The organism is Halorussus aquaticus, from assembly GCF_024218795.1.
Lineage (GTDB): Archaea > Halobacteriota > Halobacteria > Halobacteriales > Haladaptataceae > Halorussus > Halorussus aquaticus.
This window is the reverse complement of the sequence record NZ_CP100400.1, coordinates 507,246-531,710: the sequence shown is the minus strand read 5'-3', so window position 1 is coordinate 531,710 and position 24,465 is coordinate 507,246. Positions and strand designations below refer to the sequence as shown.

Below are 24,465 nucleotides of genomic sequence, written 5' to 3'. Positions count from 1 at the left end.
TCTCCGTACTACCAGACTCACCGCGACAGTTCACCCTCGTAGGTCTCCAGCAGAACCTCCCACGAGTCGTAGCCAACGTGGAAGCGACTGTCGATGACGCGACCGTTGCGCCCGAGTTCGACCGCCTCCCTCGGGTTCCGAATCTGGACCCACCGGAGTTCGGCCTGCGGTCGGGTCTCGGCCGCCGCCTCCGCGTCGGTTCGCGCGCGGTCCTGCTCGCCGTCCTCACGGGGGAATCGCCGGTCGCTCCTGTCGCGGCTACGAGCCATCTTCGTTTTGCACGGTTCCGCGATGATTAACGGTTGTGGCCCGTCAGACCGCCGGATTCGTCTGAGCCGGGTGGCGCGCAGACGACTACTGCGCGTCGCTCTCGCTACCTTCGTCGTCCGTCACGGACTTCCCGCTCTCCACGTCGATGTGGAGCGTCTCGCTCTCGCCGCCCCGGTCGGTCCCGCCACTGCCTCCACTGCCACCGCCCCCGCTGCCGAGGAGTTTCGACCGGAGGTCGTCGGCGACCGACTGGACTTGGTCGCGGAGCGTCTCGACTTCGCGCTCGAACTGTTCGACCGTCCGCTCGACGTGGTAGACCCGGGAAGCGGGGATGCGGCGCACGAGGTCCCGGCCCTCGTCGTCCTCGCCGGTCTTGACCATCCAGTGGTCCTGAAAGTACGCGACGTGTTCGTTCTGGACGTTCTTCTCGACGGTGTCGCCGTCCGGTCCCTCGTAGGTGATAGTCGCCTCTCCGAGGTCTTCTTCGACCATACGGGAACGTCGTCGTCCAGACAAGTAGCAACTGTGGCCGACCGAGTCGAGGCGGTAAGCGGTGCGGCGTGAGAAATCAGTGTATCCCGTACGACCGATGGCGTCCAGACTGCGGACTGTATCGCGCGTCCGCTACAGTTCGGGTCGGGGGTTATCGGCGTGGGCCGGGTCCATCTCCTCGCCGTCGATGTCGTAGGGGTACTCGCCGGTGACGCACCCCATGCAGAGGTCGTCGCGGTCCTCGCCGAGCGCGGCCGCGACCGCGTCGGGCGAGAGGTATCCGAGACTGTCGGCTTCGATTTCGTCGCGAATCTCCTCGGTGGACCTGTCGGCGGCGATGAGTTCCTCGCGGGTCGCCATGTTGATACCCATGTAACAGGGCGCGGCGATGGGCGGTGCGCCGATTCGCATGTGGACCTCCGCCGCGCCGCAGTCCTTGAGCAGTTGGACCAGTTGCGTGGAGGTGGTCCCGCGGACGATGCTGTCGTCCACGAGCGTGACCGTCTTGCCCTCCACGGTGGACTTGATGGGGTTGAGTTTCAGGCGGACCGCGCGCTCGCGCTCGTCCTGCGTCGGCATGATGAACGTCCGGCCGACGTAGCGGTTCTTCATCAGTCCCTCCGCGAACTCGACGCTCGCGCCGTCGTCCTGCGCGGCGTCGGCGTACCCCGAGGCGAAGGCGCGCCCGGAGTCGGGGACCGGCATCACCACGTCGGTGTCGATGCCGCTCTCCGCCCAGAGTTCGCGCCCGAGGTCGCGCCGAACCTCGTAGACGAGTTTGCCGTCGATGACGCTGTCGGGCCGGGCGAAGTAGACGTGTTCGAAGAAGCAGTGGGCGGTGTGTTCGCGCTCGAACAACTGGTAGGAGTCGAACCCCTCGCCGTCGGGTTGGAGGACGACGAGTTCGCCGGGTCGCACGTCGCGGACGAGTTCGCCGTCGAGGGTGTCGATGGCGGCCGACTCGCTGGCGACGACGTAGCCGTCGTCGAGTTCGCCGATGCAGAGCGGCCGGTTCCCCTCGGGGTCCCTGACGCCGAGGACGGTGTCGTCCTGCATGATGGTCAGCGAGTACGACCCGTGGATGCGGCCCATCGTGCGCTTGACCGCGCGGACGAGGTCCTCTTCCAGCAGGTTGCGCGCGAGGTCGTGGGCGATGACCTCGGTGTCGCCGTCCGAGGTGAACGCGTGGCCCTCCGCGGCGAGTTCGTCGCGCACCTCGTCGGCGTTGACGAGGTTCCCGTTGTGGCTCAGGCCGAGGGCGCCGCTCCGGAACGAGACGGTGAACGGTTGGGCGCACGATTTGTCCACGCTCCCGGCGGTGGGGTAGCGAACGTGGCCGATGCCCGCGCTGCCGCGAAGACTCTCGATGTCGTCCTCGGTGAATGCGTCGCCGACGAGTCCCATCTCGACGTGGTCGTGCTGCTGGAACCCGTCGTGGGTGACGATGCCCGCCGACTCCTGCCCGCGGTGCTGGAGGGCGTACAGCGAGTAGTAGAGCGGCCGCGCGGCGTCCCGCTCGGTGAGCGAGACGCCGACGACGCCGCATTTCTCGGTCGGTCCCGAGAGGGCCGTCTCGGAGCGTCCCGAATTAGCGTTCTCGGTCGGACTACTGGGGACCGGGTCCCGGCCGTCTGGCATGGTCGGAGATACTGGGCCACCGTAGTAAAAACTCTCGCTATCGTGCGGGATTTTCCGCCAGAAGCCGGAGAAGTACGCACGACCATGCATACTTCCAGTTGTCGCGACGATAGTTCGCGGTAGCGAGCGCAACACCGGTAGGTCGAGTCGTTCAGTCCGGTACCACCGGGTAATCGAGAGAGTCGGCTACCGACGAACTTCGGAGAACTACACCGAGACGAACCGGTTCACGCCACGGCCGCGACGGGCCGAGAAGAGACACGCTCGCCGCTACTCGGCTGACGATAGAGAGAACGGAGAGCCGCATCTTCGGTGGCAGTCGGCGACTACTCGCCGGACTTGCTCTGCCACTCGTAGTCGCGGCGCTTGGCGGACTTGCCGAAGCCGCAACTCGAACACTCCTTCTTTTTCGCGTGATACGACTTCTCGCCACAGCGACGACACTTCACGTGCGTCGTCGTGTTTTTCTTCCCCTGGCTCGGGGTTCCTGCTCCAGTCATGGGCTTATCGACACGAGGTTATCGCCGCGTATAATGGTTGTGTCTTCCTCCTCGGTGTCTTCCAGCACCAGATTCATGTGCTGGTCGTACCCCGTGAGAACGCCCTCGAACTCTTCGCCGCCTTTCAATCGCACTGTGACCTCTTCGTCGAGAGAGGCTTCCAGCACGTCGAGCGGTCGTCCACTCATATACAATAGCGCCACCCGTCTAAGTCTTAAACGTACCGGAAACGGCTCTTCGTGGAAAGTTTCAATATTTAATCAACGAATTGAAGTGTCGCTCGTTCGGGACCGACGCCGAACCGAACGGTACCGGAGACGGCCGAGGAGCGGTCGGCCGAGAGACACCGTTTCACGCGTTCTGTGGCCGGATTCGTGATTTCGACAGTCACATCCAACGAGGCGATGGCGAGGGGACTCGTCAGTCGTACGTCGCCCGAAGATGTGCGACGTGCTCATTCGGCCCAATCGACCATGCGTGAGTAGAGACCCTCGCTCCGGAGGGCGTTCGCGTCGCCGACCAGCACCAACGCCTTCTTCGCGCGCGTGAGTGCCACGTTCACCCGGCGGGGGTCCTCGAAGATGGGACTCTCGAGGTTCTCGGTGGCGACGAACGAAACGACGATGACCTCCTTGCTCGACCCCTGAAATCGGTCCACCGTGTCCACGGTCACCGAGTCGGGTACTCGCCGACCGATTTCGGCGACCTGCGCGCGGAACGGTGCGATGACGCCGATTTCCTCGGGTTCGACGCCCGCCGCGAGGAACTCGCCGACGACTTCGGCCACGCGTTCGGCCTCCGCGGGATTGGTGTTGCCGTCGGTTCGCCCGTCGGGGTCTACGAAGGAGACGCCGCCTCCGCCCCGCAGGTCCTCGGGAAGGTCGGCGTGAGCGACCTCGGGGAGGTCCGCGAGTCGCTGGGCGGCGACCTCGCCCGACGCGGGGCGCAACTCACCGTCGTAGAACTCGCGGGAGGCGAACGCCTGAATCCGCTGGCTCATCCGGTACTGGCGGTCGAGCATCACGCCCGCCTCCGGGTAGTCCTCGATGAGGCGCTCGAACAGCGAGGTCGAGAGCTCGTTCTCGGTCCGCACGACCGGCGGTAGCTGCTGGTGGTCGCCGACGAGGACGAACCGCTCTGCGAGGTTGACCGCCGCGAGCGTGTTGGGTTCGGTCAACTGGGACGCCTCGTCCACCAACGCCGCGTCGAACGACTGCTCGCGCATGACGCGCGACCCGCAGGTCGCGGTGGTAGCGGCCACGACGCTGGCGTCGCGCAGTTCCGCCACGCGCTCGCCGGGGTCGCCCTCCTGCTCCAGTCGCAGGTCCTGCATGTCCTCGCGGACGCCGCTCTCGGTGCCGACGCGGACGATGTCTTCGAACCCTTGGTCGCGCAGGGCTTCGAGCGCGTTGTCCACCGCGCGATTGGTGAAGGCCGAGAGCAGGACACGCTCGCCGCGCTCGACCATCGCTCGTATCGTCCGCGCGATGGTGTAGGTCTTGCCCGTGCCCGGCGGCCCGTGGACGAGCGCGAAGTCCTCGGCGTTCACCGCGAGGTTGACCGCGTCGTTCTGGGCCTCGTTGTTGTCGATGTACGTCTCGCGAGCGTCGTCGAACTCGGGGTCCGCGCGGCCGAACAGCACGTCCTTCCGGCGCTCGTCGCCCTTCAACAGGAAGTCGTGGAGCGCGGTCAGCATCCGGTCGGCCGAGAGTTCCGAGGGGTAGACGTCGAGTCGGCGGAGTTCGACCGGTTCGTCCGCGGTGACGACGACCTCCCCGTCTCGCGGGTCGCTTCGCTCCCCACTCGGCCGGTCCGAATCGCTTCGCGACTCGCGACCCAGTCGCTCCACCCGCGCCAGTTCGGCGTGGCCGTCCACCGGGTCGCCGTCGCTGGCGAGCACTACGTCGCCTTCCCGGATTTTCGAGACAGCGCCACCCGCGCGCTCGGCCCGCATCTCCCACCGGCCGCCGTCGAGTTGGCGGTGGTCGATGGGTTCGAGACCGATTAGAGCGCGGTCGTCGTCCGCGCGTTCTTCGGCGGTCTGCTCCCAGAGTTTCGCGTACTCGGCGTGGGTCGCTCGACGCTCCTCCTCTATCAGTCGGTAGACGCGGTCGAAGTAGTCGCGCTCTTCTTCGGGAATCGCGTCGCCGATTTGGCCCGCCTTGGACTCCTGGTCGAGTCGGCCGGAGACAACCATACAGGTGTCCTGCTCGAAGCAGTACTCGCACTTGGCGTCGGCCTCGTAGCCGGTGGGAACCCCCGCACCGTCCTCCTCCGAAGTGACCGCGTCGTACTCCATCGCCGCGATTTCGTTGCGCGTGCGCACGACGAAATCGAGGAGACCGTCGCCGATGGTGAACTCCTTGGCTGGCGAGAGGTCGCCGTCCTCCTCGGTCCGGTCGAGCGCGGAGTTCTTCGTGTAGAGGAGAGTTCCGGTATCGGCGGGGACGCCCTTCTCCCGGAGGATGAGGGCGTAGCACACCGCCTGAATCTTGTCCTGAAATCGCGGGTCGCGCTTGAGGTTCTTGCCGGTCTTGAGTTCGACGGGCATCCCGCGTCGGAGCGCGTCGGCCCGACCCTTGATACCGAATCGGTCGCTGATGAGCGTCTGCTCGCTCCGCCAGTCGTCCTCGTCGGTGAGGGCACCCTGCGCCAGCCATCCCTCGATGGCCGCCGCGTTCTGACGGACCTCCTCGGCGACCTCGTCGCGCTCCCGACCGAGCAGACCGAGTTCGAGTCCCGCCTCGGCGACGCGTTCGTCGATGGACTCCTCCAGGTCCCGGCCCCGGAGCAAATCTCCGAAGACTTCGTGCACGATGGTCCCTTTGACCACGGGATAGACCAGCGGGATGCCCGACAGTTTGTTCAGGTAGTACATCCGCGGACACTGGACCCACGACCGGATGTCGGTCACGTCGACGAGGAAGGACGGTTCCACGACGACGTACGACTCCTCGCCGGTGGAGTAGGTCGTTTCGCCCCGATACTCGCCCTCCTCGGCGTCGGTCACGAGTAGTTCCATGCCCGGTTCGAGGAGGTCGGCGCTCTCGGTCCACTTGCCCCACAGCGTGACTCGCTTAGGACCGGTGTCCTCGCGGACCGTGACCTCGGCGAGTTCGCGCTCGCCGTACTGCGTACTGACGGTACGAACTTCCCCGATATCGACGACTTCTCCCCGGACGTTCACGGGAACTCGGTAGCGTCCGGCGGTAGAAAAACCCCTACGGTCGCGGACGAACTCGGTCCCAGAAATTGGGGGTGTTCCAAAAGTCGAGGGCGGTCTCCGGATGCGATACGTCTCGGGTGAACCGGCAGTACGTCGCGATTGGACCGTACCACGTACGGTCCGACCGTACTGTCTCTCGGTCTAATCGTGGTTAGTCGGCACCGTGTGGCGGGACGTGACCGCAGTCCGCACACGAGTCGTAGCCGTGGGCGGCCACGAGTTCACCGCTGCATTGTGGGCATCTCATCGTAGGAGTCGGTAGCCGAGTCTAGAGCTTAAGCCTTCCTATAATATAGGTTAAAATCCTATTACCGTATTAGGCCAGCTGGTCCTGCGTCCTCTCCGCGGTTACTTTCTCGGAGAGTCGCGGAGGTCCGACTGACACCCCGAGTGACACCAGTAAATGGGTTTTCGAGGGGTTCCCTACCGGATTTCGAAGGTGCAGTTCTCGATAGTTCGATTCGTAAAGAAAATCACGCGCGCTCCGGACGGCTTATCCGGACCAACCGCCGCGGATGTCGTCGGCTATCTGACTCCGCCACGTCTGGAACCCCGCCTCGCAGTCCGGATTCTCGTCGATGTGGTCGATGAAGCCTGCACCGGGGTTCTGAAGCTCGCTACCGCAGAACGGGCAGTCGCTCGGGTCACTCCACGTTGCTGTCGTTGACATGGACGTTACCGCGACTTCCTGACGTATAAGTTCTGTCCAGATATATTTAAAACACCTTTATTGCCATAATATGGCCCTAATACGTTCTAGGTGTGACCTCTCGGGGAGTTCGTTCGAACCGTTCGGCGTGGAAAGCCAGTTTTGGAGCGAGACGAGGCTGGAAAAGTGACGTAGAGTATCGAGAGAAAGGAGACGACGCCGGTGGAACGGAGACGACGAGAGCGAGCCGGGGTCAAATACCGAGGTCGGCGATGCGGGAATCCCGATTGAGAACCTTCTTCACGATCTCCGGTTCCTCGAGCAGTCGGTGCTTGGTGTGGACTCCGCGCCCCCGACCCCGACCCTTGGTCTCGGAGTTGATGACGTTGAGGAAGTCCTGTTCCTGTAGAATCTCCTGAACGCGGCGCTCGGACAGCGAGTCCATGTCGAGTTTCCGCGCGATGGTTTGGTACTGCCGGTAGATCTGCTGAGTCGGGAACTGGTCGTGGGGCTTGTTCTCGGTCAGTACGGTGAGCGCGAGCAGAATCGCCTTCGCCTGCGTCGGCGCGCCCTCGATGAGTTCGGCGAACCGGTCGGCCTCGGTCTTCTCCTTCGCGGCGTAGACGTGTTGCTCGGTCACCTTCTCGTCTTCCTCTTTGGTCGCGATTCGCCCGGCGTTCCGGAGGATGTCTATCGCCTTCCGGGCGTCGCCGTGTTCCTGCGCCGCCAACGCGGCGGTGAGGGGGATGGCGTCGTCGGAGAGGACCTCGTCCCGGAACGCGTCGGCCCGGTTCTGGAGGATGTCCACGAGCTGGTGGGCGTCGTACGGTGGGAACACGAGTTCGTCGTGCGCGAAACTCGACTTGACGCGCTCGTTGAGTTCGTCGGGGAAATCTATCTTGTTGGAAATACCGATGATACCGATGGTCGAGTCGGTCACGCGGCGGTTCTCACCGGCGCGCGAGAGTTTTCGGAGTACCTCGTCGTCCTCCAGCATGTCGATTTCGTCGAGGATGATTATCGCCACGTCGCTGCAGGCGTCGATTATCTGCCAGAGTCGGTCGTAGTAGTCGCCGGTACCGAGTCCACGTTGGGGCACCGAGATGCCGGTCTCGCTCCGGTCGTTGAGTTCCCTGCCGACCGTCTTGATGACCGACGCCTCGGTCGTCTGTTCGCCGCAGTCGATGAACGCCGTCTCGACGTCCACGTCCTCGTGGCGGGCCTCGTTCTCGACGCGTTTGGAGACGCTGCGGGAGATGAGCGACTTGCCGGTCCCGGTCTTTCCGAAGATGAAGAGGTGGGTGGGTTCCTGACCGAAGATAGCGGGGTTGAGGGCCTCTGCGACCTTCTGCATGTGTTCGTCGCGACCGACGATCCGGTTCGGACCGGGGAGGTGAGAGATACGAAGGAGGTCCTCGTCGGCAAATATCGGTTCGTCGTACCGGAAGAGCGGGTCGCGGTCTACGTCGTCGTCGGTAGCCATCTGATGGCAGTTGCTTCGCACTTCAGCATATAAATGGAGGGGGTATCGTCGCGGATGTATCTCCCCGTCGAACGATGAAAAGCAAGGGTTTGAAACCAGTTCCCGGGACGGACCGCTCGAAGTACCCTCGCGGATGTTCTCGTCACCGTGACCCCCCTCTGACTGCTCTCACGGATGCTCTGGCGAGTCGCCGGATGGGCCGACACCTCTCGTAGACGGTCTACTCGCCGAGTCCTCTTCCTTCGGTGTGTTTCCCGTTTCACCGAATCTCCTTGCTTTGTCGAGGCTCTCTTTCCCTCGACGCGACTCGTCGGAACAGGACCGCAGAGTAGTTGGAGCAGGTGCCGACTGTCACAGACACCTACCTCGCGGATGTAAGAGGAGGGGGTGGAGGGGTGATCGCGAGATAGTCGCCGACTGGGAAGTAGATGAGGTTGCGAACAGATCCGTGCGACGAATCACCAGAGGGCGAGACGATAACCAAGGAGATCAGAGGTAGGAGAGTCGGACGAACGAAAATCAGACCGAAAGACGAACAGAAATTCGGAGCGCAGGACGGAAAAATAAACGGGCTAGTGAGAGCGTCCGTGAGTAACTCACACACCTCCGTCGCGTCTGTAACGACAAACGCTTTACCTAGTGAGCCACACACCACCCTCTCGAATGTAAATATCCCAATATCGGGGAATTCAGATCCTTACAAACGAATGTAGTTCCTCTAATGTTGCTCTATCTACTACTTCCGGATACATCCGCGGTAGTGGTGTCAGCGGCCGACGAGACCGCCGACGCACCGAACCCACCTCTCCACCCGCTTACAAACGCGACGGTGGTGTGTCCCACCCCGTCGAACGAGGCCGGAGTTCGATTCGCGACGCCCGACGATACCGGTCTACTGCGCCGAGAACGAGGTGAGACCCGCCCAGACCCGGCAGAAAGATTTTGACCGCCCGTCCCCAACTCGAAGCCGTGAGTCTCTATCGCAGCGTCCGGGCTATCGCCGACGCATCGGGCGAAGGACCTATCGACTGGGCCGCCGTCGCCGAGGCCGCGAAGGCGGTGACGCCTCCCGGTTCGCTCGACCTCTCGGAGACCGAACGGGAGGGGTACGCGGCCGACGTTCGCGACGCCCGAAGCAGAGTACGCGAGGTGTCCGGGGCCGACTTCGACGTGCCCGAGACCATCGAGGTGCAGAATCGCCACCACTGGATCGACGCCAACATCGACACCTTCCGACGGGTGATGCAACCCGTCGAGGAACACGGTCCCGCGGTCATGCCCGGCGTCGCCCGGACGATCAACACCGGCACGATGTCGGTGATGCTCACGGTGCTGGCCAAGAACGTCCTCGGTCAGTACGACCCGCTCCTCCTCGCCGAGGGCGACGAACACGCTCTCTACTTCGTCCGGCCGAACATCGAGCGCATCGCCGGGGAACTGGACGTGGACTACGACCGGTTCCGGCGCTGGATAGCCTTCCACGAGGTGACCCACGCCGCGGAGTTCGGCGCGGCCCCGTGGCTCTCGGACCACCTCGAATCCCGGATGGAGTCGGGCATCGACGCGCTGGCGAAGGGACACCTCGACCGCGAGGCGTTCCGCGAGTTGGACGCCGCGATGACCGCCGTCGAGGGGTACGCCGAACTCCTGATGGACGGGGCGTTCGACGACGAGTACGCCGACCTCCGCGAGAAGATGGAGGCCCGCAGGCGCGGCGGCGACCCGGTCTCCCGACTCGTCCGCCGACTGCTCGGTCTCGGCCTGAAACGCAGGCAGTACGAGCGCGGCAAGGCCTTCTTCGACGTGGTCGCGGCCGAGCGCGGCATCGAGGGCGCGAGCGCGGTGTGGGACCGCCCGGAGAATCTCCCGACCGACGCGGAACTGGACGACCCGCAACGCTGGTTAGCGCGCGTGAGTCCCTGACGGAACTGCAGAACTCCGGAGAAATCCTAACGGACTCCCAGAACTCCGGAGAACGACTGCAAGAACTGCGAATTTTCGGGACAGCCGAGCACCGCAAATCCACGAGCAGGAACCGCGTGACTACAGAATGCGAACGACGTAAGCGAGCAGGGCCGCCCCGACTACCGACCCCGCGACGACTGCGACCCCTATCTGCACCAGCGACCCGCCTCCCGACAGCGTGATGAGACCCGCTGAGGCCCCCACCAGTACGACGATGGTGGCCTTGAACCGGGTCATCGCCTCCCGCTTCTCCTCTTCGGATGTCGGACCGACCATCGTCAAATCTCGTGCGGGGCGCTGACGTGCATCTGGACGAACCGCCAGTTCGGTCCCTCGTCGTCGTCTGACTGGCTCGCGAGAACGCCGCTCCATCGCGTATCGAACGACTGGCGGGTCTCCGTCGAATCGGTCCACGCGAGTCCGACGTCGTCCGTAAACCACGCGACGGAGTCGCTGGCGGTAACCCGCAGTCCTCTGCTTTCGACGCTCCAGTTCTCGGTGGTCCGAGTCTGTTCGGCCAGCCCCTCCGCGATGGCGTCGTACCCCGCGAGTCGCTCGCTCACGCCGAACTTCACCGCGTCCGGGCGCTCCGCGAAGTAGGGTGCGAGGGGGTCCTCGCGGCGGAGCGCCGCGTAGTAGTCCTCGACTGTCTCGGTCGGGTTCATGGAGAAGTAGTGTCCGTCAACTCGTTTAAGACTACTCGTCCGGAACCGGACGCCGGGCCAGCGGCCGGTACTCAGTGGGAACCGGACGCTCTACTGGAATCCGCGACCCACGTCGTCCTCCTCGACGAGGTCCTCCAGTTCCTCGTTCAGCAACTCCTCGGCCTCCTCGAACCGCTCGGCGAGTTCCTCGGTGGGGTCCGGACGGTCGTACCTGTCGAAGTCGATGGGACCGAACGCCGGACTGTCGAGCGCGTCCATCACGTCGTCGAAGAAGTCGTCGGGCGTGGTCGGTGCCTCGGCGTGGGCCTCGACGACCGCTTCGAGGTGGCGGGCCTTCTCCTCGGCGTCGTCCTCGCTCTCGGGCGGGTTCTGGACAGCGAACCGACCCTCCGTCTCCTGCTCGGGGAGGAACGACCCGATTTCGTCGTCGAGTTTCCGCGCGACCTGCGCGCCGACGCCGCGGACCTCGTAGGGGTTCTTGGCGTAGGTCTTGAGGTGATAGACGCCACCTCGCGGGTGGCCGAGGTAGAGGTCCTCGCCGACGCCACCGGCGCGCTTGCCGCCGACCGCCCGCCAGTCGTCGGGGTCCACGTCTTTCTCGACCACGTCCTCGACGATGTCCTGCCACTCGCGTATCCGCATGCTTACACGTTACATGCGGCCGAGACAGAATTAACGTGTCGGTCTCTGCATTACTCCAGCGGAAAATCGAAACTCCGTACGTCGGTGACAGTCGAGGTCAGTACGTCGGCGACTCCTCGGGCACGTCCTCGCGTTGGTTGACGACTCGCCCGAGGACGAACAGGGCGTCCGAGAGTCGGTTCAGGTACGTCACCGCGGCGTCGTTGACGTCCTCCTCCGCTTCGAGCGCCACGGCGCGGCGCTCCGCGCGGCGACAGACCGTCCGAGCGTGGTGGAGTCGCGCGCCCGCGTCGCCGCCGCCGGGGAGGATGAACGATTCGAGGGGTTCGAGTTCGTCGTCGTAGCCGTCTATCCACCCTTCCAGTTGCTCGACGTGTTCCTCGCGGACTCGCGGGTCGTCCTCGTCGGGGTCGGGATTGGCGAAGTCCGCCTGCACGACGTGAAGGTGGTTCTGTATCTCCCGTAACTGGTCGTCCACGTCGTCGTGTCCCGTGGGCCGAACCCGTCCGACGAGCGCGTTCACCTCGTCTACCGTGCCGTAGGCCTCGATTCGGGGACTGGCCTTCGAGACTCGCGACATGTCCCGGAGGTCGGTCTGGCCCTCGTCGCCGCGCCCGGTGTAAATCTTCATGCCTTCGACTACCGACCGCCCGCACTTAACTCCCGTCCCGAACTACGACTCTCGTCGGTCAGGCCAGCGTGGTCTCGACGTATTCCACGATCTTCTCGCTCTCGGCCATCGTCACGCCAGCGTCCTCGTCTATCAGGACCGGGACGCCGCGCTGGCCGCTGACCCGTTTCACCTCGTCGCGTTCGGAGTGGAGCGCCTCGACCCATCGCGTCTCGTACTCGACGCCGTTGTCTTCGAGCGCGTCGTGGACCGTCTCGCAGTACGGGCAACCGTCGAGCGCGTAGAGTATCACCGACATGCGCGACAGTTCGTCCTCGCCGGGCAAGTAGCTGATGCCGCAAATTCCGCGTGGTCGATGACGCGGACCCCGAACGGTTGATGCCGCGGGTTCCGGACGACAACCGACTCCGGGAGTAGATTCACGTCGGAATAGGTCGAACGGCCGCACATGAGCGCCGAACTGGTCGATTCGGTGCAGGAAGCACTGACCGTCTCGGAGGACGACTTCGCGGCCACGGTCGAGCGCGAGGCCAAACGGCTCAAAGCGGAAATCCGCGACGGCACGTTCGACAACCCGCAGGCCATCGTCGGTCTCGAATACGAACTGTACGGCGTCGCGGAGAACGACGCCACCCTCGAACGGATGCCGGTCCGCTGCTGGAACTCGTCAACTTCGAGGGCGAACTGGGCCTGCACAACGCCGAGTTCCACACGAACCCGCAACCGTTCAACGCGTTCGGCCTGCGCGCCCAGCAGACCGAGGCGCAGTCGCGACTCGAAGCCGCCCAGACGAGGGCGCGGGCCGAGGAGATAACGCTGGTGAGCGACGGCCTCTGGACCGTTCCGCCCGCTGGCGAGGCGGCCGAGACGTATCTGACCGACAGCGTCGTCCGCGACGGGACGCGCATCACGACGAACATGGCCGACGATACGCGGTATCAGGCGATGGCGAACGCCGACACCTACTCGCCGAAGCGGCGAATCGAGACGCCCCACGTCGAACTCTCGGCGGACGTGGTGATGCCCGAGAGTTTGACTACCTCGATTCAACCGCACTATCAAGTACCCCACGCTCTCGACCTGACCGAGCGATTCCGGTACGCGCTCCGGGTCGCCGGGCCGCTGCTCGCACTCGGGGTCAACTCGCCGTTCTTCCCGCCGGAACTGTACGACACCGACGACCCCCGTGCGGTCCTCGACGACCAGTGGATGGAGAATCGAATTCCGGTCTTCGAGGGCGTGTTCAACCCCGAGGAACGCCGGGACAAGGTTCGATTCCCGGCGGACGTGACGACCGTCGAGCAGGCCATCGACCGCATCGCGACCGACCCGCCGCTGGTGCCGATGCGGGTCGACCCCGATGGACGGTTCGACGACGCCTTCCGCCACTTCGACCACAAACACGGGAGCTTCTGGCGGTGGGTACGACCCGTGTTCGACGGCGCGACCCGGTCGGCCGCCAACGCCCGCATCGAGTTCCGAGCGCTCCCGGCCCAGCCGACAGTTCGCGACAGTCTCGCGTTCGTCGCGGCGTTCGCCGGACTCATGGAGAGCCTCCCGCGGCGCGAACACCCGGTGCTGGGCCTCGACTGGGAGGTCGCCCGGGAGAACTTCGACGCCGCGTCGGGACGGTCTCGACGCCGATATCCGGTGGATAACCCCGAACGGCGAGGACGTCACCGACACCGAGACGATTATCGCCGAACTGCTGGAGTGTGCCCGCGACGGTCTCGCGCTGCGCGGCCTCGCGGCGTCCGAGGCCGACGAGTACCTCGACCTGCTTCGCGTCCGCCTCACCGAGGGCGTCACCCCGGCCGAGTGGAAGCGTCGGGAAGTCCGCCGACGCGTCGAAGAAGGCGAATCGCTCGCGTCGGCGGTCCGAGGGATGCAGACGGCCTACGTCGAACGGCAGTCCGAGACCCTCGTTGACGGGACCTTCCGCGAGTGACTGGACGACTGATCCGTACGAACCGTGACGGAGTAACCGAGTCGAGAGATCGAACTCGGTCTGATGGACCTCACGGCTAGCCATCGCTCGACGGTCTCTTCCGGAACTGTTCGCACCGGAGAACGCGCCGTTTTCAGTCGTCTACGCTCACTGTCCGACCATCGCGGCTCCGGAATATTCATATATCGTTATTTAGTTTATTGCAGTTTCGTCGGCGCGTCCTTGTTCGGCCCACTGGCCGAGACGAGCGGTCAGAGAAGTCCAGACGCTCCGTCGAGCGCAGGCAGACCCCACGCATCGACGCCTAACCCAACTCTCGCGGGGAGTGCGCGCGCGAACCAAACCAGTATCCTGAAATGCGACGGGATTCGACGTTCGAACATGGCTCAGGAACTCGACCACGACTGTCCGCAGTGTGGCACCGAGCGGACGTTCTATCGCACCGCGAGCACGCATCTCCACCTCGGCGAGAAGACCAAGTGGGGATGCCCGGAGTGTGACTACCGGTTCGTCCGCATCGACGGCGACATCGACTCGGCGGAAGCTTGAGCACCGGACTACGTCCGGATTCGAGGTTCTTCACCGACCCGTGCCCTCTTTCTAGAAACTCCTGAGTGTCTCACCACCGTCAGAGAGTCATCGCGAAGAAACCCGTCTTCTGGGCACTAACACTGGCCGAAAGTCCTGTCGAGACTGCAGTTCGTCGGGGTTACGACGAACGGTGTCGACCGTAGCTCGAGTGTCCGAAGCGGCGTCTCGAAGGGACACACCCCGGGCAGACGACCGGAGATTGTACGTCCGGGCCTCGAACCCGTCGCGTCGGCGGCCGACTGATTCCATATCGAACGTGCGAAGGGAGGGGTAGCCGGAAACGATGCCCGCAGAAACCGAGGGTGGCGTTCGCCGCGTCAGCGACACCCCGTATCCGAATCTGAAATCGAACTTCCCGTCGCCGCGTCGATGGGTGGTACGTCGGTCGTTCTCCAGTCGTTCCATTCTTCCTCGGGATGTTACCGACCCGAACCCGCGAAAGCGGTCCGGCCTTTTCACCGTTGACTTCGGGGGCCTTCTTCCGTGGATTTCGACGCGTTCGACGCCGAACAGCGGTCGAGACGCGATACTGGACGAACGAATAAATCCTATTCTGATATACTAAATCGCTCGAATCCGTGGTAGCCTCACCCCACTCGATCGCCCGAACAGAATCGCCCGACGGTGTACCAGAAGGGACCGGAATAGACGAGCGTTCACGACGGTCACGCACTCCGTCTCACCCGTGGGGCGACCGGCAGTGCCGGAAGTGAGTGAACAGCGCGGGCCGAGAGTCGGAACAGTGTCGGCCGAGAGTCGGAGACGAACTGTGCAGCGGCCCGCACGCGACGCGCGTCGGGCGAGGACAACCCTCGTGTAGAAAGGGTTATCAGGTCACCAGAACCGTAAACGAAACATGAGCCAGATTACGGTCGTCCTTCCCGACGGGTCCGAACTCGAACTCGAGGAAGGGGCCACGGTCGAAGACGCCGCGTACGAGATCGGCCCCGGTCTCGGCCGAGACACCGTCGCGGGCGTCATCGACGGCGAACTCGTGGACAAAGCCACCGAACTCCCCGACGGCGCGCGACTGGAGATAGTCACGCCCTCCAGCGACGAGTACCGCGACGTGCTCCGCCACTCGGCGGCCCACGTCTTCGCGCAGGCGCTCCAGCGCCTCCACCCCGAGGCCCGCCTGACCATCGGGCCCTGGACCGACGACGGGTTCTACTACGACATCTACGGCGTCGAACTCGACGAGGAGGACCTCGAAGCCATCGAGGAAGAGGCCTACGACATCATCGAGGAGGACCTCGACATCGAACGGTTCGAGCGCTCCCGCGAGGAGGCGTTCGAGTTCTACGAGGACAACCCGTTCAAGCGCGAGATTCTAGACGAGGAGGCCGCCGACGAGGAGTCGATCTCCTTCTACGAGCAGGGCGAGTTCGAGGACCTCTGTAAGGGACCCCACGTCGAGTCCACCGGCGAAATCGGCGGGTTCGCGCTGCTCTCTATCTCCGGCGCGTACTGGCGGGGCGACGAGGACAACGAGATGCTGACCCGCGTCTACGGGACCGCCTTCGAGAGCGAGGACGAGTTGGAGGAGTTCATCGAGCGCAGAGCGGAGGCCGAAGAGCGCGACCACCGTAAAATCGGCCGCGAGATGGACCTGTTCTCCATTCCCGACCACTCGCCGGGCGCGCCCCACTACCACCCCAACGGGATGACGATTCGGCGCGAGTTGGAGGACTACATCCGGAGCAAGAACGACGAACTGGGTTACGACGAGGTCTGGACGCCCGAACTCAACAAGGCGGAACTCTGGAAACCCACGGGCCACTACGACAACTTCAAGGAAGAGGGCGAGATGTTCGCGTGGGAGCAGGACGACACCGAATACGGCCTGAAACCGATGAACTGCGCGAACCACGCCCACATCTTCGACGACCACCAGTACTCCTACCGGGACCTGCCCGTCCGGTTCTCGGAGTTCGGCACCTGCTACCGCAACGAGCAGTCGGGCGAACTCTCGGGCCTGCTCCGCGTTCGCGGGTTCACGCAGGACGACGGTCACGCCTTCATCCGGGAGGACCAGATTCGCGGCGAGATCCTCTCGGCGCTGAGCGTCATCGACGACATCTACGGCAACTTCGACCTCGACGTCCAGTACAAACTGGAGACCAAGGGCGACAACGCGGTCGGCAGCGACGAAATCTGGTCGGAGGCGACCGACGCGCTGAAGGACGCCCTCGAATCCGAGGGGCTGGAGTACGACGTCGAACACGGCGAAGCAGCCTTCTACGGGCCGAAAATCGGCATCAACGCCGTGGACGCCATCGGTCGCGAGTGGACCATCGGGACGGTCCAACTCGACTTCAACATCCCCGAGCGCCTCGACCTGACCTACGTCGGCGAGGACAACGAGGAGCACCGCCCGGTGATGGTCCACCGCGCGCTGCTGGGTTCCTTCGAGCGGTTCATGGGCGTCATCATCGAACACTTCAAGGGGAACTTCCCGACGTGGCTCGCGCCCGAGCAGGTCCGCATCCTGCCGGTCAGCGACGACAACCTCGGTTACGCGAAACAGCTTCAGAACCGCTATCTCGGCGACTTCCGGGTCGAAATCGAGGACCGGTCGTGGACGGTCGGCAAGAAGATTCAGCAGGCCCACGACGACAACGTCCCCTACATGCTCGTCGTCGGCGACAACGAGGAGGAGGCCGGGACCGTCTCGGTCCGCGACCGCGAGGAGCGCGAGGAGAAGGACGTGAGCGTCGAGGCGTTCCGCGACCACCTCGAAGGTGAGGTCGAGAGCAAGGCGGTCGAACCGAACTTCCTCGACTGACGAGCCACCCGTCGCTGGTTCTCTGTATCGGCCGTTTTCCGCGTTTCAGACCGCTTCCCACCGAATCTCCGAGAGGGGATGGAGCGGGTTACCCCCGACCACGTCGTAGGTCGCGCTGGTAACGTCGATACCGCCGGTCGCGCGGAGCGCGGTCAGCATGTCGTCGTTGTACTCCCGACGGTCGGCGTAGCTTCGGCGGAGTTGCCCGAGCAGCGTGTCCTCGGGGTGGAGTTCGAAGACGTGTTCGAGGTGGACGCCGGTCCGGACTCGGTCGAGGTAGTTCGCGAGCGTCTCGGATATCACGTCGCGGACGCTCGGCAGCGCGGTGAGCGACCCCTGCGTGAACAGGACCACCTCGCCCTCGCCGTCGTCGCCATCCCCGCCGTCGTCTGCGCTCGCACTCCCGTCTGCCAGCACGTCCTCCAGCAGGTCCCACCGGTCGTCGCGGAAGTCGAACTCGCCGACCGTGATGCGGTCGCGGTCACTGAACAGTTCGCGGGCCAGCGCCACGCCGTTCTCGGCGGGGTCGCCGCCGACGAACTCGCAGTCGGGGTAGGCGTCGGCGAGGACGCCGAGTTCGTACCCCCACCCGCAACCCAAGGCCACGACCGTCTCGCCGCCCGAGAGCGTCCCCGCGAACGAGGCCACCAGCGCCTCGTCCTGTAACTCCTGCTTCTCGTCCACGTCCGCGAGGTAGAGGTTCTCGCCCCGCGAAATCGCTACGGGACTCTCCTCGGCGTAGTGGTTGGCCGACCGCTGGACCGCCCGGTAGTCCATCTCGGGGTTCTCGCGGGCGAGCGAGAACAGTTTGCCGTACACCTCGTCGTAGACCGACACGCCGATGCCGCCGAACCCGGCTTGCTCGTCCCAGTCCTCGCGTCCGAGCAGGCGCGCGGGCCACGGCGAGTGCTTCGGCAGGTCGTCGAGCGAGAGTTCGCGCACGGATTTCTCTCCGGCCTTCGGCGAGAAAAAGCGTACCGAATCGTCACCGGTCGCAGGCCCATCGGACAGCGTCGCGTCGGCCGGGTCGAACCGAAACCGAAGCGCGACTTTCGACGGGTTTTATCTTGGTGCCCCTCTCCAACGACGGACAAGTAACGAATGGCTCCAAAATTGGTAATCGTCGACGACAGCGACTTCCAGCGCACGATGGTCCGGCAGGCGGTGCAGGACGACTTCGACGTCGTCGGCGAGGCCGGAAACGGTATCGAGGCGGTCGAACAGTTCGAACAGCACTCGCCCGACGTGGTCACCATGGACATCATGATGCCCGAGATGGACGGCGTCGCTGCGACCGAGCGAATCAAGTCGAGCGACGACCCGCCGGTCGTCGTGATGGTGACGAGCGTGGACCAGCAGGAGAAGATGAAAGAGGCGGTCAAAGCGGGCGCGGACGGTTACGTGACCAAGCCTTTCGAACCCGAGGACGTCCTCTCGGAAATCGCGTCGGTTCTCTGAGGCGGCGACGCTCCCCTTCCTCGCTCGACGGTCACTCCTCGGCTTCCAGCGACTGCCACGACAGTCGGAGGTCGCGCGCGGCGCTGGTCTGGTCGATTCGCCGGGCCGTGGTCCGGTTCGGCGCACTCGCCAGCGTCTCGTCGTCCTCGGCGGCGACGGCGTCGAACGCCTCCGCGAGTTGGTCGAGGGTGTCCTTCCCCTCGATTTCGGTGGGTTCGGTCATCAGCGCCTCCGGGACGATTTCGGGCCACTTGGTCGTGGGCGGGTGGACGCCGTAGTCGAGCATGCGCTTCGCCACGTCGGCGGCGTCTTGGTCGCCCGCGCTGGCGACGAACTCGTGGTGGAACGGGCCGAACGGGATGTCGTAGTCTATCTGGCTGGCGAGGTAGTTGGCATTGAGGACCGCCTTCGCGGAGGCGTCCGTGAGACCCTCGTCGCCGAGTCGCGCGATGTAGGCGTAGGCCTTCAGGAGGACGAGCCAGTTGCCCGCGAAGCCGTGGACCTTGCCGACCGTGTTCTCCGGGTCGAAGCGCTCGTAGACGCCGCCGGTTCCGCGTCCCTCGCCGTCGCGTCTACCGACTTCGCGGACGCGCGGCGCGGGGAGGAACTCCGCGAGGTCCGAGACGACGCCCACCGGGCCCGCGCCCGGACCGCCGCCGCCGTGGGGCGTGGCGAACGTCTTGTGGACGTTGTAGTGCATGATGTCGAAGCCCATGTCGCCCGGCCGGGCCTGCCCGAGCAGGGCGTTGAGGTTCGCGCCGTCGTAGTAGAGCAGTCCCCCGGCGTCGTGGACGATGTCCGCGATCTCTTCGATGTCACGCTCGAAGAGACCCAGCGTGTTGGGGTTGGTGAGCATGAACAGCGCGGTGCGCCTGCTGGCGGCGGCTTCGAGCGCCTCTAAATCGACCCGGCCGTCGTCGCCCGAGGGGAGTTCGACGACTTCGTAGCCCGCGAGCGCGGCGCTGGCGAAGTTCGTGCCGTGGGCACTGTCGGGGACGATGATCTCGTCTCGCTGGTCGCCCTCGCCGTTCTGCTCGTGGAACGCCTTGGCGACCAGAATTCCGGTGAACTCGCCCGCCGCTCCGGCGGGGGGCTGGAGGCTCACGGCGTCCATCCCGCCGATTCTGGCGAGGTAGTCCTGAAGCCCGTGCATCACCGCGAGACTCCCTTGGACGCTCTCCGCCGAGCGGTCGGGGTGGACCGCGGCGCTCGGGAGCGCGGCCACGTCTTCGGTGAACTTGGGGTTGTACTTCATCGTACAGCTTCCGAGGGGGTACGGCCCGCTATCGACGCCGTAGTTCATTTGGGAGAGCCGCGTGTAGTGGCGCGCGAGTTCGGGTTCCGAGAGGTCGGGGAGTTCGAGGTTCTCGCGGGTCAGGTCGTCGGGGAGCGGCGACTCGACGTCGACGGTCTTCGAGTTCTTCTCCGAGAGGAGCAGTTCGTACTGCCCCTCCGCGTCGTCGCCCTCCGCGCCGTCGTTCGTCCAGCGTGCTTGGTCGTATCTCATCTCAGGCCACCTCCTCGAAGGCCGCGACCAGTTCGTCGGCGGCGTGTTCGTTGGCGTCGGTGATGCAGACCTGTACCTCGTGGTCGCCCACGGCGTGGACCGCGAACCCCTCGGCTTCGAGGTCCGACGCGACCGCGTTCGCGGGTTGGTCGGTGTGGGCCACGAACTCCCGGAAGTGGTGGCGGTCGTGGACCGGCGCGCGGAGGCCGTTGACGGCGTCCAACCGCTCGGCGAGGTCTGCGGCCAGTCGAACGCAGTCGTTGGCGAGTTCGACGAGTCCGTCGGGACCGAGGTAGGCCGCGTGGATAGCCGTCCGCAGCGCGACCCACGCCTGATTTGTGCAGATGTTACTCGTGGCGCGCTCCCGGCGGATGTGCTGTTCGCGCGTCTGGAGCGTCAGGGTGTAGGTGCGATTGTCGGCGGCGTCCTCGCTCGCGCCGACGAGGCGGCCCGGCACCTGCCGCACGAAGTCCTCGCGGCAGGCGAACAGGCCCAGACCCATGCCGTACGCGGTTGGCAGTCCGAGCGCGGCGGCGTCGCCGACCACGACGTCCGCCCCGACGCTCTCGGGTTCCTGTAGAATCGAGAGCGCGACCGGGTCCGAACCGAGACAGAACAGCGCGTCGTGGTCGTCGGCGAGTTCGCCGACGGCCTCCACGTTCTCCTCGACGGTTCCGCGCGTGGTCGGGTTCTCGACGTACACCATCACGGCGTCGTCGTCGATGGCGTCGGCGAGAACGTCGGGGTCCACGTTCCCGTCGTCGGTGGCGAACGTCTCCACAGAGAGTCCCGCGCCGTCGGTGTAGTTTTCGAGGACGTCGCGGCGGTTCGCGAGGAGGTAGTCGGGAACCAGCACGCGGTCGCCGTCGGTGGACCGGACGCGAGCCGCGAGCAGGGCCGCCTCTGCGAGGGCGGTCGCGTGGTCGTACATCGAGGCGTTGACGACGTCGAGACCGGTCAACTCGACCAGCATCGACTGGTACTCGAACAGGGCCTGCAGGAACCCCTGCGTGATTTCGGGCTGGTACTGGGTGTAGGAGGTCAGGAACTCCGAGCGCGCCGAGAGGTGGTCCACCAGCGAGGGGACGTAGTGTTCGTAGTGGCCCCGGCCGAGGAACTCGGTCAGGTCGTCGTTGCGCGATAGCAGACCGCTGACGTGGCGCTCGGCGTCCCGTTCGCTCCTGGCCTCGATGCCGAACTCCCCGTCGAACTCGACGGGGTCTGGGATGTCGAACAGTTCCGTCACGTCGTCCGCGCCGACCGCATCGAGCATCGCCGCCGTTTCGTCGGCGGTGTGCGGTGCGTACGGGCTTCCCCGCTCCCCTGACTCGTGTCGTCCGCTCATGTAAACGGAGGTACGGAGTGTATCGTTTTAAGATAGGGGTATTCGATTTCGGTTTCCGGCGACCGTCGTCGCTCTGACGTTGGGGGCAAAGCGCGGGCCACGTTCGACAGCGAGACACTGGTCGCGTCGGGGAAATCAGGGCACGACCTGATGTCATCTCGTCCGAGGGTTTTTAGTTGCGCCCTGCGTCCGGTAGAATACGATACCCGATTCTCGACTCATGACTCTCTACCCGAGATTCGAATCGCCGGACGACGAGACCGGTATCGACGTCGTCGATCCGGTCGAGACCAGACACTTTCTGCTCCTCACGGACGTGTCGGTGGACCCGACGCGTTCGGACACCGACGCGTTCACGTTTCCGGTCGATACGGCCTGCCGAATCTCGGCCGGACGGCTTCGCCTCCCCTACATGATTCCCGCCGACGTGCGGACGCCCGACGGCGACCCGTTGCTGTCGGTCGATAGCCCCACGACCCGCGAACTCTCTGACGACGACTACCTCGTGGAACTCCACTCGCCGATAAAGGTGTATCTGCGCGTCTCGGGACGTGTCCGCATCGACGTGACGCCCGAGCGCGTGACCTTCGAGTTCGACGAGGAGACCACCGTCGAAGTCGGCGCGCGGTCCTACCACAGCGCCCCGGCCGCGACGATTACGGTCCCGGACGACCCCGAAGCGACGATAGAGGCGGTGTCGGCGTTCTCGTCGGCGCTGAAGACCACGTCGCCCGAGCGAGCGTGGCCGACGCTGCGCGGCCATCCGCCCCGCATCGAACGTGGAGACGAACTCTCGATACCCCCGGGTCTCGAAACGCCCGAGACCGGCGTTCAGATAACCGTCCCGTCGGAGTACTGGGCAGTGTACACCGTCGCGCCGCTGGCGTACTACCTCGGTGCGACCGTCGTCCCGGGCGACGGCGCCGCCGTGACGGCGACGGGTGGCCTCACTCACCACCTCGGCGACGAACCGGCGGCGGTCGCCGACGCCACGGCGGCACTGCTCGAACGCGTGTTCTTCCTCGACTGCGTGACGAGAACCGAGGGCCTGTACCCCGACGACCTCCACGAGCGAGAGGTCCTCGAAGCGCACGTCGACCTCGACTTCGCCGACCTCTACGACGCGTCGCCCGCCGAGCGACTCCGGACGTATCTCTCGGTGCCGGACGACGCCATCGAGGCCATCGCGTCACCGTGGCATCGAGTGACGCACGTCCAACCCGACGCCGAAGCGGTCGAGTTCCTGCCCTACCTCGTCAACGACCTCTCGATCGTGCGGCCGAAGACCGAGCGCGAGGTCTCGTCCAACCAGCGGGAAGTCCCCGACCAACTCGACGGGGCGCTGGATTCGTTCCTCCGGCGACCGAGCGGGCGAGAGCAGACCGCGACGGGCGACGATTCCGCCCAGTCAGCGGACGCAGCGCAGCCGTTGCGAAACGACGGTTCCGAGGACGAGACAGACGCGACTCGCGGTGTGCCAACGCTTGAGGAGTACGTGACGCTCCCGGACGTGGACGCGCTCGAACAGGCGTGGGTCGGCGACGGGACGCCCGTTCGCGGGACGAAACTCGTCCGGGAGGCGTTCGACCACGAGACGCCCGAACCGTCGGACGGCACCGTCGACGTCGCGGTGGTCTGCAACGACGACCAGATGCGCGAGGAACTGGACTCCGTGGACGAAATCTACGGCAGTCGAGACGACGTGCCCGTCAACGTGACCGCCCAATCGGGCGTCTCGACCGCCGAACTCCGGGACCTGCTCGTCGAGGACCACGATCTGTTCCACTTTGTCGGCCACATCGACGGCTGCGGGTTCCAGTGTTCCGACGGGGTCCTCGACGCCGCCACACTGGACGAGACGAACGCGACCGTAGCTCTGCTTAACGGATGTCGGTCCCACGACCAAGGTATCGAACTCGTGAAGACCGGTGCGAACGCCGCCATCGTGAGTCTCTCGGACCTCTACAACTCCGGGGCAGTAGAAGTCGGCGAAACGTTGGCGCGATTACTGCACTATGGGTTCGACGTAGGTGGTGCGATGAAAATCGTCCGAGAGTACACTTCGATTGGTAATCGGTACGTGGTCGTCGGTGATCCGGGTATCATCGTTGTTCACTACGAGCGTCTCTTTCCCGCGGTTTACCGAATTTGTGATAAAGACTATAGAAAGCAGACAGTAAATGTGGAGACAAATACATATTCGATTCGTGGGTACGATGTCGGTGCCACGGCTAAACCATTTGGTATGGAGTCCGACGAATACTTTATAATACCGGGTATCTACGAAAAGAAGACACTTGGTCGGGACGAGTTCCAAGACATAATTGGTGACAAATCGGACCCGTTTCTCGTTGAGGGGGAACTAGTTTGGAGTGACGTCTGGTTTGAGCAGTTTTGATCACGGGCCGGTTTTCGGTAGCAGAGCGTGGTTTATTCCAACTTGTGAAAGCACTAGGCCGGTAAACCAAAACACGCTCATCAGTCTCGGGTTTGAAACTAGCAATTTATCGAGATTGAATGTTTGAACCATCACGTTTTCCATTGTATCTGAATCACCTTTTGCTTTTCTCTATGTAATTAATACTATAGATTTAAGAAGAGTACTTATAGCACACTATGACTGAATATTATTAGTAAATGAGTGAATTCTATGATGGAATGGCGCTGAAA

Annotated in this window: 21 protein-coding genes and 1 pseudogene; 6 read left to right on the top strand and 16 right to left on the bottom strand. The window is 64.4% G+C overall.

The genetic code is table 11. From position 1 onward, the window contains the following. Positions 1-17 precede the first annotated feature (17 nt). The 8 genes from NGM06_RS02790 to NGM06_RS02755 form a co-directional block, all read right to left on the bottom strand. Entirely contained in the window at positions 18-269 is a 252-nt protein-coding gene (locus NGM06_RS02790; RefSeq protein ID WP_254268834.1) for a hypothetical protein, read from the bottom strand. Positions 270-354: 85 nt separating this feature from the next. Continuing rightward, positions 355-762: a hypothetical protein gene (locus NGM06_RS02785; protein WP_254268833.1), complete on the bottom strand. Its 408-nt coding sequence runs from the start codon at positions 760-762 to the stop codon at positions 355-357. Between the two features lie 132 nt (positions 763-894). Continuing rightward, positions 895-2,400, bottom strand: coding sequence for an amidophosphoribosyltransferase (gene purF / locus NGM06_RS02780; RefSeq protein WP_254268832.1), 1,506 nt, complete (start codon positions 2,398-2,400; stop codon positions 895-897). 326 nt (positions 2,401-2,726) lie between these two features. Beyond that, positions 2,727-2,900, bottom strand: coding sequence for a 50S ribosomal protein L37e (locus NGM06_RS02775; RefSeq protein WP_163520405.1), 174 nt, complete (start codon positions 2,898-2,900; stop codon positions 2,727-2,729). Then, a complete protein-coding gene (locus NGM06_RS02770; protein WP_163520404.1) occupies positions 2,897-3,088 on the bottom strand; it encodes an LSM domain-containing protein in 192 nt (63 codons plus the stop codon). The genes NGM06_RS02775 and NGM06_RS02770 overlap by 4 nt, the downstream gene beginning before the upstream one ends. Positions 3,089-3,354: 266 nt before the next feature. Continuing rightward, positions 3,355-6,087, bottom strand: coding sequence for an AAA domain-containing protein (locus NGM06_RS02765; RefSeq protein WP_254268831.1), 2,733 nt, complete (start codon positions 6,085-6,087; stop codon positions 3,355-3,357). A 532-nt stretch (positions 6,088-6,619) separates the two neighbouring features. Continuing rightward, a complete protein-coding gene (locus NGM06_RS02760; protein ID WP_254268830.1) occupies positions 6,620-6,796 on the bottom strand; it encodes a DUF7501 family protein in 177 nt (58 codons plus the stop codon). Positions 6,797-7,028: 232 nt separating this feature from the next. Next, positions 7,029-8,258 carry a Cdc6/Cdc18 family protein gene (locus tag NGM06_RS02755; RefSeq protein ID WP_163520402.1) on the bottom strand — a complete coding sequence of 410 codons (1,230 nt, stop codon included), beginning with the start codon at positions 8,256-8,258 and terminating at the stop codon, positions 7,029-7,031. 969 nt (positions 8,259-9,227) lie between these two features. On the opposite strand from NGM06_RS02755, the gene NGM06_RS02750 reads away from it, so the two are divergent. Further along, on the top strand, positions 9,228-10,181 hold the full coding sequence (locus tag NGM06_RS02750; RefSeq protein WP_254268829.1) for a zinc-dependent metalloprotease: 954 nt from the start codon (positions 9,228-9,230) through the stop codon (positions 10,179-10,181). Positions 10,182-10,301: 120 nt separating this feature from the next. Here NGM06_RS02750 and NGM06_RS02745 read toward each other — a convergent pair whose 3' ends face one another. From NGM06_RS02745 to NGM06_RS02725, 5 genes are all read right to left on the bottom strand, one after another. Then, on the bottom strand, positions 10,302-10,499 hold the full coding sequence (locus tag NGM06_RS02745) for a DUF8527 family protein (RefSeq protein WP_254268828.1): 198 nt from the start codon (positions 10,497-10,499) through the stop codon (positions 10,302-10,304). A 2-nt stretch (positions 10,500-10,501) separates the two neighbouring features. Further along, the gene (locus NGM06_RS02740; RefSeq protein ID WP_254268827.1) at positions 10,502-10,888 is read right to left on the bottom strand and encodes a nuclear transport factor 2 family protein; all 387 of its coding nucleotides are present in this window, start codon (positions 10,886-10,888) and stop codon (positions 10,502-10,504) included. A gap of 90 nt (positions 10,889-10,978) precedes the next feature. After that, a complete protein-coding gene (locus tag NGM06_RS02735; RefSeq protein ID WP_254268826.1) occupies positions 10,979-11,530 on the bottom strand; it encodes a hypothetical protein in 552 nt (183 codons plus the stop codon). 97 nt (positions 11,531-11,627) lie between these two features. Continuing rightward, positions 11,628-12,161, bottom strand: coding sequence for a cob(I)yrinic acid a,c-diamide adenosyltransferase (locus NGM06_RS02730; protein ID WP_254268825.1), 534 nt, complete (start codon positions 12,159-12,161; stop codon positions 11,628-11,630). A gap of 58 nt (positions 12,162-12,219) precedes the next feature. Beyond that, positions 12,220-12,459 (bottom strand): glutaredoxin family protein, encoded by a 240-nt coding sequence (locus NGM06_RS02725; protein WP_254268824.1) that lies wholly within the window; start codon positions 12,457-12,459, stop codon positions 12,220-12,222. Positions 12,460-12,609: 150 nt separating this feature from the next. Between NGM06_RS02725 and NGM06_RS02720 the strand changes: the two are divergent. The 3 genes and pseudogenes from NGM06_RS02720 (at position 12,610) to thrS (ending at position 17,485) form a co-directional block, all read left to right on the top strand. After that, positions 12,610-14,109: pseudogene (locus tag NGM06_RS02720) on the top strand (glutamate-cysteine ligase family protein). Positions 14,110-14,490: 381 nt separating this feature from the next. Further along, entirely contained in the window at positions 14,491-14,658 is a 168-nt protein-coding gene (locus tag NGM06_RS02715) for a DUF7838 family putative zinc beta-ribbon protein (RefSeq protein WP_205427193.1), read from the top strand. Positions 14,659-15,556: 898 nt separating this feature from the next. After that, positions 15,557-17,485, top strand: a complete 1,929-nt coding sequence (gene thrS, locus NGM06_RS02710) for a threonine--tRNA ligase (RefSeq protein WP_254268823.1) — start codon at positions 15,557-15,559, stop codon at positions 17,483-17,485. A 45-nt stretch (positions 17,486-17,530) separates the two neighbouring features. On the opposite strand, the gene NGM06_RS02705 is transcribed toward thrS, so the two are convergent. Further along, entirely contained in the window at positions 17,531-18,427 is an 897-nt protein-coding gene (locus NGM06_RS02705) for a class I SAM-dependent methyltransferase (RefSeq protein ID WP_254268822.1), read from the bottom strand. A 159-nt stretch (positions 18,428-18,586) separates the two neighbouring features. Here NGM06_RS02705 and NGM06_RS02700 point away from each other — a divergent pair, with 159 nt between their 5' ends. Beyond that, positions 18,587-18,943, top strand: a complete 357-nt coding sequence (locus NGM06_RS02700) for a response regulator (RefSeq protein ID WP_254268821.1) — start codon at positions 18,587-18,589, stop codon at positions 18,941-18,943. A gap of 31 nt (positions 18,944-18,974) precedes the next feature. On the opposite strand, the gene gcvPB is transcribed toward NGM06_RS02700, so the two are convergent. Then, the gene (gene gcvPB / locus NGM06_RS02695) at positions 18,975-20,450 is read right to left on the bottom strand and encodes an aminomethyl-transferring glycine dehydrogenase subunit GcvPB (RefSeq protein ID WP_254268820.1); all 1,476 of its coding nucleotides are present in this window, start codon (positions 20,448-20,450) and stop codon (positions 18,975-18,977) included. 1 nt (position 20,451) lies between these two features. Continuing rightward, a complete protein-coding gene (gcvPA, locus tag NGM06_RS02690; RefSeq protein WP_254268819.1) occupies positions 20,452-21,795 on the bottom strand; it encodes an aminomethyl-transferring glycine dehydrogenase subunit GcvPA in 1,344 nt (447 codons plus the stop codon). A gap of 220 nt (positions 21,796-22,015) precedes the next feature. Here gcvPA and NGM06_RS02685 point away from each other — a divergent pair, with 220 nt between their 5' ends. After that, positions 22,016-24,193: a hypothetical protein gene (locus NGM06_RS02685; RefSeq protein WP_254268818.1), complete on the top strand. Its 2,178-nt coding sequence runs from the start codon at positions 22,016-22,018 to the stop codon at positions 24,191-24,193. Positions 24,194-24,465: the final 272 nt, after the last annotated feature.

Coding starts and splice junctions, on each gene's coding strand:
- NGM06_RS02790 (WP_254268834.1), bottom strand. CDS start 269: ATGGCTCGTAGCCGCGACAGGAGCGACCGGCGATTCCCCCGTGAGGAC.
- NGM06_RS02785 (WP_254268833.1), bottom strand. CDS start 762: ATGGTCGAAGAAGACCTCGGAGAGGCGACTATCACCTACGAGGGACCG.
- purF (WP_254268832.1), bottom strand. CDS start 2,400: ATGCCAGACGGCCGGGACCCGGTCCCCAGTAGTCCGACCGAGAACGCT.
- NGM06_RS02775 (WP_163520405.1), bottom strand. CDS start 2,900: ATGACTGGAGCAGGAACCCCGAGCCAGGGGAAGAAAAACACGACGACG.
- NGM06_RS02770 (WP_163520404.1), bottom strand. CDS start 3,088: ATGAGTGGACGACCGCTCGACGTGCTGGAAGCCTCTCTCGACGAAGAG.
- NGM06_RS02760 (WP_254268830.1), bottom strand. CDS start 6,796: ATGTCAACGACAGCAACGTGGAGTGACCCGAGCGACTGCCCGTTCTGC.
- NGM06_RS02755 (WP_163520402.1), bottom strand. CDS start 8,258: ATGGCTACCGACGACGACGTAGACCGCGACCCGCTCTTCCGGTACGAC.
- NGM06_RS02745 (WP_254268828.1), bottom strand. CDS start 10,499: ATGGTCGGTCCGACATCCGAAGAGGAGAAGCGGGAGGCGATGACCCGG.
- NGM06_RS02740 (WP_254268827.1), bottom strand. CDS start 10,888: ATGAACCCGACCGAGACAGTCGAGGACTACTACGCGGCGCTCCGCCGC.
- NGM06_RS02735 (WP_254268826.1), bottom strand. CDS start 11,530: ATGCGGATACGCGAGTGGCAGGACATCGTCGAGGACGTGGTCGAGAAA.
- NGM06_RS02730 (WP_254268825.1), bottom strand. CDS start 12,161: ATGAAGATTTACACCGGGCGCGGCGACGAGGGCCAGACCGACCTCCGG.
- NGM06_RS02725 (WP_254268824.1), bottom strand. CDS start 12,459: ATGTCGGTGATACTCTACGCGCTCGACGGTTGCCCGTACTGCGAGACG.
- NGM06_RS02715 (WP_205427193.1), top strand. CDS start 14,491: ATGGCTCAGGAACTCGACCACGACTGTCCGCAGTGTGGCACCGAGCGG.
- thrS (WP_254268823.1), top strand. CDS start 15,557: ATGAGCCAGATTACGGTCGTCCTTCCCGACGGGTCCGAACTCGAACTC.
- NGM06_RS02700 (WP_254268821.1), top strand. CDS start 18,587: ATGGCTCCAAAATTGGTAATCGTCGACGACAGCGACTTCCAGCGCACG.
- gcvPB (WP_254268820.1), bottom strand. CDS start 20,450: ATGAGATACGACCAAGCACGCTGGACGAACGACGGCGCGGAGGGCGAC.
- gcvPA (WP_254268819.1), bottom strand. CDS start 21,795: ATGAGCGGACGACACGAGTCAGGGGAGCGGGGAAGCCCGTACGCACCG.
- NGM06_RS02685 (WP_254268818.1), top strand. CDS start 22,016: ATGACTCTCTACCCGAGATTCGAATCGCCGGACGACGAGACCGGTATC.